The sequence below is a fragment of the Cellulomonas wangsupingiae genome, from assembly GCF_024508275.1.
GTDB classification, from domain to species: domain Bacteria; phylum Actinomycetota; class Actinomycetes; order Actinomycetales; family Cellulomonadaceae; genus Cellulomonas; species Cellulomonas wangsupingiae.
Genome location: NZ_CP101989.1, coordinates 2,685,870 through 2,702,081 on the forward strand (window position 1 = coordinate 2,685,870; position 16,212 = coordinate 2,702,081).

A 16,212-nucleotide genomic window follows, 5' to 3' on the forward strand; every position below is an offset into this window, starting at 1 on the left:
CCACGTCGACGGGAAGCCCAGAATCACCCCTTCTCAGCCCTTCTGCAGCGCCCACAGCGCCAGCGTCTGCTCGACACGCCCGTCGTCCGAGAAAGTTCGCCTCTCGATGAACTCCGCCCGCGCGTCCGCGGTGAGGTCGAGCTCGCAGCCCTCGTTGACCAGCAACCACCGCACTCCCCCGCGCATGGCGAGCTCCTGGTCGAAGTCCTGCGGTGCGGCACGGGCCGCGAGCGCCGCGTCGATCGCCTCCTTGTCGCCCGGCCAGGCGAGCCCCGGGTTGTAGTAGGCGACGGGGCCGCCCCACACGGGCTTGAAGATCACCGGGTCGATGCAGGCGTCGGTCAGGACGATGCCCCCGTCCGTGAGGTCGGCCAGCTCGGCTGCCGCGAGGTACCCGGGTGACGTGATCGCCAGGTAGCCCCCCGCCGCCGTGTCCGAGCGGAACGTGCGGAAGTCGAGGCTCCACAGCCCGGCGACGACGACGCACACCGCCACCAGCCCGGCGACGACCCGCCCCTCGGTCGTGCGCAGACCACGGTGAACACCTACGCGCTCCACCGGGTCGGCGGGGGTCCGCTCGTCGGCGGTCCGCGAGACGAGCAGCGACTCCGTCCACGCCCACGTGCCCAGCGGTACGACGAGGACCGCCGTGAGCACGTACGTGTCCAGCCACAGGCGGTACGGCTCCTGGTTCGCACCCCAGTGGTCGTTGGAGGCCAGCAGCGCCCACGTGACCAGCAGGGCCGACGGCACGGCGACCCACAGCACCCGGCGGTGCCGGACCCCGAGCGCGATGACGAGCACCAGCACCGGCAGCACCGCGAGCGCCGCCCACAGACCCGCCGAGGGCGGGACGCCGAGGTTCTTCGACGAGCTCTCCCGGTAGACCAGGAAGTCGTCGCGACCGAGCAGCCCCAGCGCCGTCGCGAGCACCTGCGGCGCGGCACCCAGCCCCAGGGCGGCGACGCACGCGATCCCCCACCAGCGCGTCTCGCGCAGCACGAGCAGCACCCCCGGCACGGCGGGCAGCAGCCCCAGTGCGAGCGCCGCGAGCGGCGACACCCCGTCGGCGACGACCGGCCCCACCACGAAGAGCAGGACGAGCAGGCCGCCGGTGACGGCAAGCGCGGGCCGCGAGCGGTGCCGCACGAGGCCCACGGCGGCCGTCGCCGCCACCAGTACGTAGACGGTCGTGAGGAACCCGTACGTCTGCACGTTGGCGGTCGCGCCGGCCGCGAGGCAGGCGAGCAGGGCGACGACCCACGCCGCGCGCCCCCGGATCCGGCCCGCGGCCACCAGCAGGAGGGCCAGCAGGGCCACGCCGCCGATTGAGAGCGCGACCGTCTCCCCGTTCAGCGTGTACATCACGCCGCCCGGCCCCCACAGCACGGCGTGCGAGTCGAGCTGTCGCGACCAGCCGCGGTCGCGCAGCCACGACCCCGTGCCGAGCACGAACGGCAGGAACGCGACGACGCCCGTCCACCAGCGCCGTGTCAGCAGCACGGTCGTCACACCGATCGCCACGACCAGCAGGGCCTGGACGAGCAGACCGCACACGAGCCACATCGTCGCCGGGTGGGTGTCCGTCAGGCGGGCCAGCGCACCGAGGACCACGTAGTGCGCGCGGGGGTAGTAGATCGACCCCGTCGTCGTGTACGGCTCGACGTCCGCGCCGGCCCCGTGGGCGACGTTCGCGGCGATCCCGAGGTACGCGAGCTGGTCGCTCCAGTAGTAGTTGCGGAAGTACGAGGTGTTGAACCCGGTCCAGCCGAGCATCACGCCCGCCTGCAGCCACAGGTGGGCCACCGTGGCCGTCCCGACCGTCACCGCCGCGGCCCACACCTGTCGTCGTCCGCTCACGCTGCTCCTCGTCGGTCCGCAGGCCCCGCCCGGGCACCGGGGGGCAGCGTAGCGGCCGGTGACGCCGCCGGTGGGGGAACGGGAGCGGTGACGACGAGACGCGAGTGCCGCGCGTCGGCCGACCCGAAAAAGGGTGGAAACCGCCACACGAGGACCGCCCGACCGCTACCGTGTCGCCCGCCACCGGAGCCGGCATGCGGGCGCCGGCTCGAGAAGGGAACCTCGTGACCCCCCACCACGCCCTGACCCGCAGCCGGCGGCTGACCGCGACGGCGGCCTGCGCCCTGCTCGTCGGCGCCGCCGGCGTCGTCGTGGCGCCCGCGGCGTCCGCCGAGACCGTCACCTTCGCCGACGCCGTCGGGGAACCGGGACTGCGGCCGGAGGGGGACATCGCCCGGTTCCGTGTCTCGCTCGACGCGGACGAGCTGACCCTGACCTACTGGACGGTCGCCGACGCCACGGCAGTCTTCCGGGATCCGGGACGCACAAGCATGTACGTCGACATCAAGACGGACCGTGATGAGGATCGCGAGTTCGTCGTCCACCTGCCCCAGGGCGAGGACTACTGGACTCTCTTCGACAACCAGCTGCTGGCCCAGACATGCGCCGGACCGCTCTCGATCACGTCCCCCACCGTGTCGTTCACCGTCCCGGCCGCGTGCCTCCGCGACCCGTCGCAGGTTCGGATCGCGACGATCCTCTCGTGGTCGGGCGGCCAGGATTTCGCACCCGGCTACCCGCTCCAGCGGTGGACCTCCGTCGTGTCAGCAGGGCCGGACACGACCTCGGCGACCGCCGTGCGGCAGTCCGTCCACCGGTTCTGGAGCCCGACCTACGACAACGCGCACTTCTACACGGCCGACGACACGGAGGCCTGGAACGTCAATGCCATGGACTGGCTCTGGCGGTACGAGGGCGTCGCGTTCAACGCGTTGCAGGCGTCCGGCAGCACGTGCGAGACCGGCACCCCGGTGCACCGGTTCTGGTCCCCCGGCTTCCGCTCGCACTTCTACACCCAGTCGGCCGCCGAGAAGAACCACGTCGTCGCCAACGACCGCAACTGGACCTACGAGGGCGTCGCCTACTGCGCCTACCCCGAGCCCGCACCCGGCAGCACCCCCCTGTACCGGTTCTGGAGCCCCGGGTTCGGCAAGCACTTCTTCACCGCCTCCCAGACCGAGGCCGACCACATCCGCGCCAACGACCGCAACTGGGTGTACGAGGGCGTCGCGTACCACGTCCTTCCGTGACCGCATCCGAACGAGTGACGATGCCGGTCCCTCCGTGTCGCTCCCGGCCGCCGATCGCTACGGTGACGCACGTTGCGCGCACGTCGAGGTGCGCTCCCGTGGGCCACGGCCCCAGAAGGTAGGCACCGATGCTGCTCGCCCCCCGTACCGCCGCCCGGCGCCGCAGCGCCCTCGCCGGCGCCGCCGTGACGCTCCTGCTCGTGGCCGGCGTCGCCGGCGCGGCACCGGCGACGGCCGCCACGAGCACGTTCGCCGACGACGTCGGCGAGGAGTACACGAGCGCGGACATCGACATCACGCGCTACCAGGTCGGTCTGACGAGCTCGGCGCTGTCGATCACGCTGTGGACCACGGGGTCGTCCGCCATGCCCCTGCGTGGGGACAGCACCGTCTTCGTCGACATCGAGACCACCGGCGACCAGGTGGCGGACTACATCGCCTACGCCAGCGACGGCGAGTGGCTGCTCGCGAGCTCGGACGGCTCCCTGTCGGACTGCGACGGTGCGGCTGCTCTCACGGTCAACTCGGCGTCGTTCAGCATCCCCGCCGCCTGCGTCGGCAATCCGGCCCAGGTGAAGGTGCTGCTCGGCATCTTCACCAGCGCCGGCTGGGACATCGCGCCGAACGACTCGCTGCGCGCCTTCTCCGCGCCGGTGAGCGCCGGAGCGGACACCGTCTCGCCGTCCGCCGTCCAGCAGTCGGTGTTCCGGTTCTGGAGCCCCGGGTTCGACAACGCCCACTTCTTCACCACCGGGGAGACCGAGGCGGAGAACATCCTCTACTTCGACGACAACTGGACGTACGAGGGCGTCGCGTTCAACGCGTTGCAGGCGTCCGGCAGCACGTGCGCGACCGGCACCGCGGTGCACCGGTTCTGGTCCCCCGGCTTCCGCTCGCACTTCTACACCCAGTCGGCCACCGAGAAGAACCACATCGTCGCCAACGACCGCAACTGGCAGTACGAGGGTGTCGCCTACTGCGCCTACCCCGAGCCCGCACCCGGCAGCACCCCCCTGTACCGGTTCTGGAGCCCCGGCTTCAGCAAGCACTTCTTCACCGCCTCCCAGGCCGAGGCCGACCACATCCGCGCCAACGACCGCAACTGGGTGTACGAGGGCGTCGCGTACCACGTCCTGCCGTGACGCCTCCGCAACCGTGCGCGTGAACGCACGGCCGCGCGGCGACGCGGCGACCGTGGCCCTCGTGCTCCTGGTCGGCGCCCCGCTCGTCGTCGTCCCGGGCGCGACGTCCGTCCACGTCCTCGGCAAGCTCGCCGTCGTCGCCGTCGGGCTGCTCGTCGCCGCGCACGTACCGGCGTCCGGGCGGTTGCCGCGGCCCGTCGTCGCCGTGCTGGCCGTCGGGGCGGTCGTGCTCGTCGCGGCCGCGGCCCTGTCCGACGTCGGCACGGCGGCGGCGCTCGCCGGACGCTGGCCGCGCTACGAGGGCATGATCGCGCTGCCCCTGTACGCGGGCGCGGCCTGGGCGGGGGCGCGACTGCTGGGTCCGGGCGCCGACGCCGCGCGCTGGCGGGTCGTCCACCGGACGGCTGCGGTGGTGGCGCTCGGCATGGCCGCCGTCGCGCTCGTCGAGGCCGCCGGTCTTCGACTGCCGGGCGCGGACGGGCTGCGGATCGGCTCGTTGCAGGGCAACGCCTCGGAGCTGGGCGTCCTCGGCGCCGTGCTGCTGCTGACGCTGCTGCCGGTGACCGTCGCCACGCGTCGGCCGCTGCCGTTCGCCGGCGTCCTGGCGGCGGCGATCACGCTCGCGGCGTCCGGCTCGCGGGCGGGCCTCGCGGCGCTGGTCGCCGGCGGCGTGCTCCTGCTGGTGACGAGCCGGTCCGGGCGGCGCCCGGCGCTCGTGACGCTCGCCGCCGCGGCAGGGGTGACCACGCTCGCGCTGCTGGTGCCGGCGGCCCGGGCGCGGCTCCTGACCACCTCGACCGTCGAGGGCCGCGCGGTGCTCTGGGCGGACACGCTCGAGCTGCTGCGCGGCTCGCCGCTGCTCGGGGTGGGACCGAGCGGGTTCGTCGACGCGGTCGGCCCCGTGCACGGCGCGCAGTGGCTGACCCGGGTCGGGGTGCAGGACCCGCCGGACAGTCCGCACTCCTGGCCGCTGCAGGCAGCCGTCGCCGGTGGGTGGGGGCTGGCCGCGCTCGCGGCCGTGCTCGCCGTCCTCGTCGTCGTCCTGGGGACCCGACGTGCGCGCTCCGACGCGCCCGGGGTGCCGGCGTGGGCGCTCGGGGGCGCTCTGGCCGCCGTCGTCGGGTACGGCACCGCGCTGCTGACGCACTTCACGGCCCCGGGGACCACGCCGCTCGTCGCGCTGCTCGCCGGCGCGGCCGTCGCCGCGGCGCCCGCCAGGTCCCGCCTGACACCGGCCCCGGTGATCGCCTGCGGCGGAGGCGGCGGGGACGGCCACGAGCGGCCCGGGCACCACATCGCTGCGGCCGGTCGGGGTGACGGCACCTCCGTGCCCGGTCCCGGTCGGGCGACGGCCGCCACCGACGCGCTGTGGCGGGCCGGCGCGGCGGCCCTGAGCGTCGTCCTGGCCGCCGCCGTGGCGGGCGAGGCCGTGCTCGGCACGGCCTACCGCCGCGTGGGCGAGGGCGACCTGGCCGGCGCCGTGACGGCGTTCGGCACGGCGCAGCGGCTGCGGCCGTGGGACGCGGACCTGACGGCGCACGCGGCCGCCGCGTTCGCCACCCTCGCCTCGTCCGGTGTGCCCGGTGCGGCGGACGTCGCGGTGGCCTGGGGCACGTCCGCGTCCGCCCGGCTGCCCGCATCCGTCCCCGCGGCGACCGCGCTGTCCGTCGGTCTGCGCACGTCGGGCCGCCCGCACGAGGCGCTCGCCGTGCTCGACGACGCCCTCGCGCGGCAGCCCCACGCACCGGACACCCTCGTGCAGCGCGCGGTGACCCGGGCGACGCTCGGCGACCTCGACGGCGCGCGCGAGGACCTCGACGCCGCGGTCGCCGTCGCACCTGACCACGTCGTCGCGTGGGAGCAGCTCGCGGGCGTGCTCGCACGCCTCGGTGACGCCCGTGCCGAGGCGGCGGCGGGCCGTGCCCGGGACCTGCAGGCGTCCGTCGCGGACTGACCGGCCGGGAGCCGGCTTCACCCACCGTTCCCGCACGCGAGGCGGCCGTCGGCGGTACACATACGTCCACGGTCGGCCACACGTGCCGGCCCACACACCGAGGAGACGCGCGTGAACGCTCGGACGAGATGGAGCGGCCTGACCGCCGTGGTCGGGGCCGTCGGGGCGGTCGCGGTGCTCGCGACCGGAGCGCTCGGCGCCGGCGGTGCCCCGACCCTGACCGGCAAGGCCGCGGTGGTCGGCACGTCGGCCCCCGCGACGGGCGCGAGGATCACGACCTTCACGGAGTGGGACGACGCCGCCGTCGACCACATGACGACCACCGTCGCGGCCGACGGCACGTTCTCCTTCACCTTCCCGCGGGCCACCGCGTACTACCTCGACCTCGTCGAGGACGCCACCTACCGGGCCGGATGGGGCGTCGTCGACGCCGTACCCGGCGCGACGATCGAGTGCCAGGTGGCCGTGGTGCCCGTCGCCGGGACGAGCACGGCGCGGTCGGGCTTCGACTGCGAGCACGAGGCGCTGTCGACGCTGGTCTACCGGTTCTGGAGCCCCGTCTTCAACAACGCGCACTTCTTCACGACCGACCCCGACGAGTTCGATCACCTCGACACGAACGACCCCAACTGGCGCTACGAGGGCATCGGCTTCCGCGGCGTCGAGGCGGACGGCGAGACGTGCGCGGTGGGGACGCCGGTGTTCCGGTTCTACTCGCCGCACTTCCAGTCGCACTTCTACACCCAGTCGGCGGCCGAGAAGAGCCACATCGTCGACAACGACCGGAACTGGAACTACGAGGGCGTCTCCTACTGCGCGTACACCGAGCCCGTGGACGGCACCGCGCCCCTGTACCGCTTCTGGAGCCCGGTCTTCGGCAAGCACTTCTTCACCGCCACCCAGAGCGAGGCCGACTACATCCGGTCCACCGACCGCAACTGGAACTACGAAGGCGTCGCGTACCACGTCCTGCCGTGACCGAGCCGCGGCCGGGCGACCTGTCGCCCGGCCGGGCCGGTGCGATTACCACCACGGACGGCACCTTCCCCTACAGTCCTCACATGCGCATGCTCGTGACCGGCGGGGCCGGCTTCATCGGTTCGAACTTCGTGCACCAGACCGTGCGCGAGCGGCCCGATGTCCACGTCACCGTGCTCGACGCCCTGACGTACGCGGGCGACGAGCGCAGCCTGGACCCCGTCGACGGCAAGGTGACCTTCGCCAAGGGCGACATCGCCGACCCGGACATCGTCGACCGGCTCGTGAAGGACGCGGACCTCGTCGTGCACTTCGCGGCGGAGTCGCACAACGACAACTCGCTGCACGACCCGTGGCCGTTCGTGCGCACCAACGTCATCGGCACCTACCAGCTGCTCGAGGCCGTGCGCCGCTACGACGTGCGGTACCACCACGTGTCGACGGACGAGGTCTACGGCGACCTGGAGCTCGACGACCCGGCCAAGTTCACGCCCGACACGCCGTACAACCCCTCGAGCCCGTACTCCTCGACCAAGGCGTCGTCCGACCTGCTGGTGCGCGCGTGGGCACGGAGCTTCGGCGTCCGCGCGACGATCTCGAACTGCTCGAACAACTACGGGCCGTTCCAGCACGTCGAGAAGTTCATCCCCCGTCAGATCACCAACGTGGTCGACGGCGTGCGTCCCAAGCTCTACGGCACGGGCGAGAACGTCCGTGACTGGATCCACGTCGAGGACCACAACTCGGCCGTCTGGTCCATCATCGACAAGGGCCGGCTCGGCGAGACGTACCTCATCGGTGCCGACGGCGAGAAGGACAACAAGACGGTGATCGAGCTCATCCTCGAGCTCATGGGTCAGCCGTCCGACGCGTACGACCACGTGAACGACCGTCCGGGCCACGACCTGCGCTACGCGATCGACGCGACCAAGCTCCGCAGCGAGCTGGGGTGGGCGCCGCGGTACACGACGTTCGAGGACGGCCTCGCCGCGACGATCGACTGGTACCGCGCGAACGAGGCGTGGTGGCGACCGCAGAAGGACGCCACCGAGGCGAAGTACGCCGTGCTCGGTCGCTGACCGACCGACGTCCGGCTCCCGCAGCCCCGCCATCTGCACAGATCCTCCACGACGCCCGTGCGCGGCTCCCCCGCATCGCGCCGTCGGCTCTCCTACGATCAGTCCGTGAGCTCTCGCCATGCCGCGCCGCGGCGCCCCCGTGCGCCCCGGCACGCCCGCAACCTGCACTCCCACGGCGTGCTGCGCGGTGTCGCGCTGGCCGTGACGAGCGTCGTCGTGTTCGGCGCGGCAGGCGGAGCGGCGTTCGCGACGCGGCTGACGAACAACGTCGACGGCCTCGACATCGACGACCTCGTGGTGGCGGCTCCGGAGGCGACCAGCGCCCCCGACCCCGCCGACGCGCACGCCGGCCAGGCCGTCAACGTCCTGGTCCTCGGCTCCGACCAGCGCGACGGCGTGAACGCCGAGATCGGCGGTGACGAGAAGGGGATGCGCTCGGACACCACCGTCCTCGTCCACGTCTCGGCCGACCGCACCCGCGTCGAGATGGTCTCGATCCCGCGCGACTCGCTCGTCGACGTGCCGGCGTGCACGCTCACGAACGGCAAGACGACGAAGCCGCAGTCCAACGCGATCTTCAACTCGGCGTTCGCCCTGGGCTGGGACCAGGGCGGCGACCTCGAGTCGGCGGCCGCCTGCACGGTCAGCACCGTCCAGGCCAACACGGGCATCACGATCAACAACGTGGTCGTCGTCGACTTCGCCGGGTTCCAGAACATGATCAACGCGATCGGCGGTGTCCCGATGTGCATCGTCGAGGACGTCTCCGACGACTACACGGGCCTGAACCTCACCGCCGGGCAGCAGACCCTGGACGGGACCACGGCCCTGCAGTACGCGCGGGCCCGCCACGGCACGACGTTCGACGGCTCGGACACCATGCGCGCCGGGCGTCAGCAGCAGCTGATCGCGAACGTCGCCAACGAGGTGCTCTCGAAGAACCTGCTGACCGACGGGGCCCAGCTGGTGCAGTTCCTCAGCGCCGCCACCCAGTCGGTGACCACCAACCTCGGCGTCAGCGACCTCACCGGCCTCGCCTTCAGCCTGCGCGGCATCGACCGTGCCAACATCACTCTCATGACCGTGCCGTGGGCGCCCGCCCGGAGCGACAGGAACCGCGTGGAGTGGACGTCCGAGGCGGACGCCCTCTGGGCGAACATCGCGGCGGACGTCCCCATGCTGGGCGAGCCGGACCCGCCGGTGGTCCCGGAGGTCCCCGCGGAGACCACCGACCCGGCGGCTCCCCCGGTGAGCGAGGCCCCCGCGCCGCCGCCGACCGAGCCCACCCCGACCGAGACCAAGACGCCCGGCGTCGACGCGTTCACGGCCGCGGACGCGACGACGACGAGCTGCTGAGCGGGCCAGTGACCGGCCGCCGCGACGACGACGCGTCCCCGCCCCCCAGCTTCGCTCCCGACGGCGGGCGCCGACGACCCGACGCCGACAGCGCGCGCGTCGTCGGCGCACCGGGGGCTCGCCCACCCGCGCCCGCGCGGGTGGTGCGCTCATCGCGCCCGCCCGCCCCTCGGGACGCCCGCAGCGCGGGCACGCCGCCGCCTGCCCTGCCCGCGTCGCGCGAGATCCGCGGCACGTCGGCACGCCGGCCCCGTCCCGTGACACCCCGGCAGGCCGAGCCGCGGCCGGAGGCGTCGGGCACCCCGGCGTCCTTCGCGCCCGCGTCGGCGCGACCGAGGGACGGGAGCGACGCACCCGTGCCGGTCCGCGGACGCGGCGCACCCGATGAGGCGTCCTCCGCCGCCCCCCGGGCGGTGCCCGCACGTGGCACCGCCCCCCAGGCGGCGCGGACGAGCGTCCCGCGGCAACCGCCACGGCCCGGCGTCGCGCCCGTCCCCCCGGCGCCGCCAGGGCGCTCCTCGCGGCGACGCGTGCGCGTCGCCGGCGTGGCCGCGCTCGTCGTGCTGGCTGCGCTCGTCGCGTGGCCCGTCGGCCTGCTGATCTGGGCGAACGGGCTGCTGCAGCACACCCCCGCGCTCTCCGGAGCACCCGACACCCCCGGCACCACCTACCTGCTGGCGGGATCCGACGCCCGGGGTGAGGAGGGCGGCATCGCCGAGGACGGGACCGAGGGGCAGCGGACGGACACGATCCTGCTGCTGCACGTCCCGTCCAGCGGTCCGACGGCGCTCATCTCGCTGCCGCGCGACACCTACGTCGACGTCCCGGGCCACGGCGGGTCCAAGCTCAACTCCGCCTTCGCGTGGGGCGGTGCGCCGCTGCTGGTGCAGACGGTCGAAGGGCTCACCGGGCTGACGGTCGACCACTACGCCGAGATCGGCATGGGCGGCGTCGCACGACTCGTCGACGCGGTCGGCGGCGTGAACCTCTGCTACGACGGCGACGTCGACGACCCGGACTCCGGCATGGTGTGGGCCGCGGGATGCCATGACGTCGGCGGCGGGGCCGCGCTGGCGTTCGCCCGCATGCGCAAGGCCGACCCGCAGGGCGACGTCGGCCGCGCGCTGCGGCAGAGGCAGCTCATCGGTGCCGTCATGGGCGAGGTCAGCCCGCGGTCGCTGGCGTTCGACCCGGGGGCGCAGGTCTCGCTCGTCGAGGCGGGTACCGGCGCGCTGACGTTCGACGAGGACGCCGGCGTGCTCGACGTGGCGCGCCTGGCGCTCGCGTTCCGGGACGCGAACGGCGAGGGCGGCATCACCGGGACCCCGCCGATCGCGAGCCTCGACCACCGCCCGGGCGGCATCGGGTCCACGGTCCTGCTCGACCCCGACCTGACGCCTGCGTTCTTCACCGCCGTCCGCGACGGCACGCTGCCGCCCGGGGAGCAGGGCGGGGCGCCCTCCTAGGTCACCCGCCCGTCGAGCGTGCCCGTCAGGCGGTGAAACCCACGCCGGGTCGCGTGGCCCGGGCGCGCAGACGCTCTCCCTTGACGTCGGCCTGCGTGCGCAGGGCGTCCTGGAAGTCGACCATCGCCGCGCGCAGCCTCTCGGCCTGCGGGCCGTCCCCGGACGCGAGGATGCGGACGGCCAGCAGCCCCGCGTTGCGTGCGCCGCCGACCGAGACCGTCGCGACGGGCACGCCCGCAGGCATCTGGACGATCGACAGCAACGAGTCCATGCCGTCCAGGTGCGCCAGCGGCACCGGCACGCCGACGACGGGCAGCGGCGTCACGGCCGCGAGCATGCCCGGCAGGTGCGCCGCACCCCCGGCGCCGGCCACGATCACGCGCAGCCCTCGATCGGCAGCCTGCCGCCCGTACGCGATCATCTTGTCCGGCTGCCGGTGGGCCGACACCACGTCCACCTCGAACGTCACGCCGAACTCGCCGAGCACGTCGGCGGCCGCCTCCATGACGGGCCAGTCCGAGTCGGACCCCATCACGATGCCGACCTGTGCGCCGGGGGTGGGCTGTGTCATCTCGCGCCTCCGTCGTGGGTGGGCTCGCCCCGCAGCAGCGCCGCCGCGGCGCGTGCCCGTCCGCGGACGTCCTCCAGGTCCTCGCCGGACACGTTGACGTGCCCCAGCTTGCGACCGGGACGGACCTCCTTGCCGTACAGGTGGACCTTCGCCCCGGGGTCGGCGTCGAGCACGGCCCGCAGGGCGCCGGTCAGGTCCGCGAGGGTGCTGCCCAGCACGTTGGCCATCACGGTCCACCGCGCCACGGGGGCCACGTCACCGAGGGGCAGGTCGAGCACCGCCCGCAGGTGCTGCTCGAACTGGCTGGTCACCGACCCGTCGATCGTCCAGTGCCCGGAGTTGTGCGGGCGCATCGCGAGCTCGTTGACGAGCACGCGCGGCGCCCCGCCGTCGGCGTCGGGCACCTCGAAGAGCTCGACCGCGAGGACGCCGGTGACGCCGAGCCCGTCGGCGATGCGCCGGGCGACGTGCTCGGCCTGCGCGGCGGTCGCGGGGTCGAGCCCCGGCGCCGGCGCCACGACCTCGGCGCACACCCCGTCGCGCTGCACCGACTCCACGACCGGCCACACGACGCTGCGTCCCGACGGTGCGCGCGCGACCAGCACGGCGAGCTCGCGCGTGAACGGCACCAGCTCCTCGGCCAGCAGCGCGGGACCGGTGCCGTCGGCCGCGGCCGCGCACCAGGCGACCACGTCGCCCGGGACGGGTCCGTCCCCGACGACACGCACGCCCTTGCCGTCGTAGCCGCCACGAGCGGTCTTGACGACGGCCCGCCCGCCGACCGTCAGGCGGAACCGGTCGAGCTCCTCGAGGTCGCCGACCGGTGCCCACCGGGGGCACGGCACGCCGAGGTCGGTGAGCCTGCGGCGCATGACGGTCTTGTCCTGGGCGTGCAGCAGCGCGTCCGGCCCCGGGTGCACCGGGACGCCGCGGGCGACGACGGCGTCGAGCACCTCGGCGGGGATGTGCTCGTGCTCGAACGTCAGGACGTCGGCACCGTCGACGAGGGACAGCACCGCGTCGACGTCGCCGGCCGCACCGACGGGGGCGTCGGCGACGGCCTGCGCCGCGGACCCGTCGGGCGCCTCGGCCAGCACGCGCAGGTGCAGCCCCAGGGCGGTGGCGGGCCCCGCCATCATGCGGGCGAGCTGGCCGCCGCCGACGACTGCCACGGTCGGAGGTGTCACGGGCGTCGAGGGTAGCCGCTCGCGGCGAGGGACCGCGGACCGGTCACGGGACGGACGCCTGGACCACGCGTCCGTTGCCGCCCGCGCTGAGCGAGCCGTCCGAGGCGGCGACGAAGGCGGCCTGACCCGAGCTGATCTCGAGGACGTCGCCGGTCTGCGAACGCAGGACGGCCTGACCCGACAGGCACAGCACGACGCGCGGGCCACCTCCGGGCAGCCGGCACGGCTCGCCGGACAGGCGTGTCACCGAGAGCTCGAAGTCGTCGACCGGCGCGTAGAACACGTCGGTGGCGTCGTACACGTGCTCCGGCGCGATGCGGATCGGCGGGGCGGCGACGCACTCGACGATCCGCAGCAGCTCCGGCACGTCGACGTGCTTGGAGGTCAGCCCGGCGCGCAGCACGTTGTCGGAGTTCGCCATCAGCTCGACGGCGAACCCGTCGAGGTACGCGTGCACCGCACCCGCGGGCACGAAGAGGGCCTCGCCCGGACGCAGGCTGACCGGGTTGAGCAGGACCGCCGTCACCGCCCCCGGGTCGCCGGGGTAGGTACGTTCGAGCAGGTCCACGGCACGGTCGGTGCGCGGCGACGGGGAACCCGCGCGCAGGCGCGCACGGAACGCGTCCGCGAGGTCGTGCACCTCGTCGGGACCGGGCCGCGTGGCCTCGCTCACCAGCAGGGTGAAGGCCTCCTGCATGCCCGTCGACGTCGGGTCCGCCATGACGATCTTGCGGAGCTGCCGCGCGGTCGGGTGGTCCACGCCGTCGAGGATCTCCGCGGCACGGCGAGGTGCGCGGAAGCCGACGAGCGCCTCGAAGGCCGACAGCGCGTAGACCAGCTCCGGCTTGTGGTTGCGGTCGCGGTACGAGCGGCGCGGGTCGTCGACGGGCACGCCGCGCGCGTCCTCCCGGGCGTAGCCCTCGTGCGCGAGCTCGACGCTCGGGTGCACCTGCAGCGACAGCGGCCGGGCGGCCGCGATCAGCTTGAGCAGGAAGGGCAGGCCCGCGCCGAAGCGCGAGACGACGTCGTCGCCCAGCGTGGCGACGGGGTCGGCCGCGATGGCGCGGTCCAGGGCGACCAGCTCGGCCCCGGCGAGGTGGGAGGGCGCCGACGAGTGCGCACCGAACCACGCCTCGGCCACGGGAGAGCCGTCGGCGGGTCGCTGGAGCATCTCCGGGATGGCGGTCGACGATCCCCAGGCGTAGCCCTGGAGCGCCGGCTCGAGAACCTGCACGTCTTCCCCTCTCGCGAAACGCGGCTGGTGGAAGACTACCGGGCGGTCGAGGACCGCGGCCGCGCCGGGGTCACCAGCGACGGTCCCGCCGCACGGAGACCACGGCGCCGCGCGGCAGCACGACGTCCGGTCGCAGCGACGCGGGCACGCCGGACAGGAACAGCGCGAACACGGCGGGCCGACGCTGCGCGAGCTCCAGGCGACCCCCGTCGGCGTTCGCGAGGTCCCGCGCGAGCGCCAGTCCCAGTCCGGTGCCGGCACCGGACGTGACGTCGCGCTCGAAGATGCGGGGCGCCAGGTCGTCCGGGACCCCCTCGCCCTCGTCCCCGACCTCGACCACCACCGCCCGGGACGAGCCACCGGGCCGTGACCGCACCGTCGTGGTCCCGGCGCCGTGCTTCAGGGAGTTCTCGATGAGCGTGGCCAGGACCTGCGCGAGCGCGCCGGGGGTGGCCAGCACCTGCGTCGACGGGTCGACGTCCACCACGAGGCGCCGTCCGGCCGCGGCGAACGTCGGCGCCCACTCCTCCTCCTGCTGGTGCACGACCTCCTGGAGCAGGATCGCCTCCGTCGTGCCGCCCTGGGCACGTCGGGAGCCGGCCAGCAGGTCGTCGACGACGCGCACGAGCCGCTCGACCTGCTCGAGGGAGATCCGGGCCTCCTCACGCACCTCGGGCTCCCCCGCGGCGAGCATGATCTCCTCCAGGCGCATGGACAGCGCCGTGAGCGGCGTGCGCAGCTGGTGGGAGGCGTCAGACGCGAACTGCCGCTCGGCCGCCAGGCGTCCCGCCATGCGGTCGGCGCTGCGGGCCAGCTCGGCGGCGACCAGGTCGATCTCCTCGACGCCCGACGGCTCGAGCTGGGGACGGACCTGCCCGGACCCGAGCTGCTCGGCCGACGCGGCGAGGTACACCAGCGGGGCGGCGAGGCGGTTGGCCTGCCAGATCGCCATCGCGATCCCGGCGCCGAAGGCGACGACCGCCGCGACCACCACCAGCGCGATGACCTGCGTGGACATCCAGAAGACGTCCCACCACGACACGTACAGCAGGATCGTGGCCCCGGTGTCGGACGTGGCCTGCACGGTCAGACGCCGCTGGTCGACCGTCGGGCCCGCGCGGTACGTCTGGCCGTCGGGCGTGCGGACGACGACGGTCGCCGTCATCTCGCCCTCGCCGCCCGTGTACGGCTCGAGCATGCGGTCCGACAGCGCGATCTCCTGGTCGACCCGGAAGTCCACCGTGCGGGCCACCGACTGCGCCCTGATCTCCAGCCCGCGCAGCTCGTTCTCGCGCACGAGCTGCGCACCGAGGAAGGCGAGGGGAAAGCCCAGCAGGACGACCGCGACCGTGACGGCGGCGATCGTCGCCTGCAGGACCCGGCGACGCACGCGTCAGGCCCTGTCGAGCTGGCCCGCCGCCGCGGGGGCGACGTCGGCGGCGCCCGTCTCGAACCGGAAGCCCATGCCGCGCACGGTCGTGATGTACCGCGGGGCGTTGGCGTCGTCACCGAGCTTGCGGCGCAGCCACGACACGTGCATGTCCAGGGTCTTGGTCGAGCCCGTCGGGTCGGAGCCCCAGACCTCGCGCATCAGCGTCTCGCGGGCCACGACGGTGCCGGCCGCCGCGACGAGCACCCGCAGCAGGTCGAACTCCTTGGCCGTCAGGTGCAGCTCGCGCTCCCCCTGGAACGCCCGGTGCGCGGCGACGTCGACGCGCACGTTCTGGGCGTGCATCTCGTCCTCGTCGGCCGGGTCGCCGACCGTGCGGCGCAGCAGCGCACGCACGCGGGCGAGCAGCTCGGCGAGGCGGAACGGCTTGGTGACGTAGTCGTCGGCACCCGCGTCGAGCCCCACCACGAGATCCACCTCGTCGGCACGGGCCGTGAGCACGAGCACGGGTGTCGTCAGGCCCTGGCTGCGGATCGCGCGGGCGACGTCGAGGCCGTCCATGTCCGGCAGACCGAGGTCGAGGACGACGAGGTCCGCACTGGCGGCGCCGTCGATCGCTCCTTGACCAGTGCCTTGCACGCGCACGTCGTAACCTTCACGCCCGAGGGCCCGCGCCAAAGGCTCGGCAATCGCGGGGTCGTCCTCCGCCAGCAGCACCTGGGTCATTCGCCCATGTTAGGTCACG

The 16,212-nt window shown here is 74.0% G+C and carries 13 protein-coding genes; 7 read left to right on the top strand and 6 right to left on the bottom strand.

Features of this window, described 5'->3' with window-relative positions:
• Positions 1-33: 33 nt before the first annotated feature.
• Positions 34-1,860: a hypothetical protein gene (locus tag NP075_RS12435; protein WP_227565482.1), complete on the bottom strand. Its 1,827-nt coding sequence runs from the start codon at positions 1,858-1,860 to the stop codon at positions 34-36.
• A gap of 224 nt (positions 1,861-2,084) precedes the next feature.
• On the opposite strand from NP075_RS12435, the gene NP075_RS12440 reads away from it, so the two are divergent.
• From NP075_RS12440 to NP075_RS12470, 7 genes are all read left to right on the top strand, one after another.
• Positions 2,085-3,110 (top strand): hypothetical protein, encoded by a 1,026-nt coding sequence (locus NP075_RS12440; RefSeq protein WP_227565483.1) that lies wholly within the window; start codon positions 2,085-2,087, stop codon positions 3,108-3,110.
• Positions 3,111-3,238: 128 nt separating this feature from the next.
• Positions 3,239-4,252, top strand: a complete 1,014-nt coding sequence (locus NP075_RS12445) for a hypothetical protein (protein ID WP_227565484.1) — start codon at positions 3,239-3,241, stop codon at positions 4,250-4,252.
• Positions 4,253-4,271: 19 nt separating this feature from the next.
• Complete coding sequence (locus NP075_RS12450; protein ID WP_227565485.1) at positions 4,272-6,206, top strand: O-antigen ligase family protein; 1,935 nt, start codon at positions 4,272-4,274, stop codon at positions 6,204-6,206.
• A gap of 111 nt (positions 6,207-6,317) precedes the next feature.
• On the top strand, positions 6,318-7,184 hold the full coding sequence (locus tag NP075_RS12455) for a hypothetical protein (RefSeq protein ID WP_227565486.1): 867 nt from the start codon (positions 6,318-6,320) through the stop codon (positions 7,182-7,184).
• 83 nt (positions 7,185-7,267) lie between these two features.
• Positions 7,268-8,263, top strand: coding sequence for a dTDP-glucose 4,6-dehydratase (rfbB, locus tag NP075_RS12460; RefSeq protein ID WP_227565493.1), 996 nt, complete (start codon positions 7,268-7,270; stop codon positions 8,261-8,263).
• 105 nt (positions 8,264-8,368) lie between these two features.
• Positions 8,369-9,619: an LCP family protein gene (locus NP075_RS12465; protein ID WP_227565494.1), complete on the top strand. Its 1,251-nt coding sequence runs from the start codon at positions 8,369-8,371 to the stop codon at positions 9,617-9,619.
• A 530-nt stretch (positions 9,620-10,149) separates the two neighbouring features.
• Positions 10,150-11,085, top strand: a complete 936-nt coding sequence (locus tag NP075_RS12470) for an LCP family protein (protein WP_227565495.1) — start codon at positions 10,150-10,152, stop codon at positions 11,083-11,085.
• Between the two features lie 25 nt (positions 11,086-11,110).
• Here the strand turns inward: NP075_RS12470 and purE are convergent, their stop codons facing one another.
• From purE to NP075_RS12495, 5 genes are all read right to left on the bottom strand, one after another.
• The gene (gene purE / locus NP075_RS12475; RefSeq protein ID WP_227565496.1) at positions 11,111-11,656 is read right to left on the bottom strand and encodes a 5-(carboxyamino)imidazole ribonucleotide mutase; all 546 of its coding nucleotides are present in this window, start codon (positions 11,654-11,656) and stop codon (positions 11,111-11,113) included.
• Positions 11,653-12,843: a 5-(carboxyamino)imidazole ribonucleotide synthase gene (locus tag NP075_RS12480; protein ID WP_227565497.1), complete on the bottom strand. Its 1,191-nt coding sequence runs from the start codon at positions 12,841-12,843 to the stop codon at positions 11,653-11,655. The genes purE and NP075_RS12480 overlap by 4 nt, the downstream gene beginning before the upstream one ends.
• 43 nt (positions 12,844-12,886) lie before the next feature.
• Positions 12,887-14,077, bottom strand: coding sequence for a mannose-6-phosphate isomerase, class I (manA, locus tag NP075_RS12485; RefSeq protein WP_227565498.1), 1,191 nt, complete (start codon positions 14,075-14,077; stop codon positions 12,887-12,889).
• Between the two features lie 70 nt (positions 14,078-14,147).
• On the bottom strand, positions 14,148-15,467 hold the full coding sequence (locus tag NP075_RS12490; protein ID WP_227565499.1) for a sensor histidine kinase: 1,320 nt from the start codon (positions 15,465-15,467) through the stop codon (positions 14,148-14,150).
• 3 nt (positions 15,468-15,470) lie between these two features.
• On the bottom strand, positions 15,471-16,193 hold the full coding sequence (locus tag NP075_RS12495; protein ID WP_227565500.1) for a response regulator transcription factor: 723 nt from the start codon (positions 16,191-16,193) through the stop codon (positions 15,471-15,473).
• Positions 16,194-16,212: the final 19 nt, after the last annotated feature.

Bases quoted from the DNA above. Each gene is read 5' to 3' on its own strand.
- purE (WP_227565496.1), bottom strand. From the start codon at position 11,656: ATGACACAGCCCACCCCCGGCGCACAGGTCGGCATCGTGATGGGGTCC.
- NP075_RS12495 (WP_227565500.1), bottom strand. From the start codon at position 16,193: ATGACCCAGGTGCTGCTGGCGGAGGACGACCCCGCGATTGCCGAGCCT.
- rfbB (WP_227565493.1), top strand. From the start codon at position 7,268: ATGCGCATGCTCGTGACCGGCGGGGCCGGCTTCATCGGTTCGAACTTC.
- NP075_RS12445 (WP_227565484.1), top strand. From the start codon at position 3,239: ATGCTGCTCGCCCCCCGTACCGCCGCCCGGCGCCGCAGCGCCCTCGCC.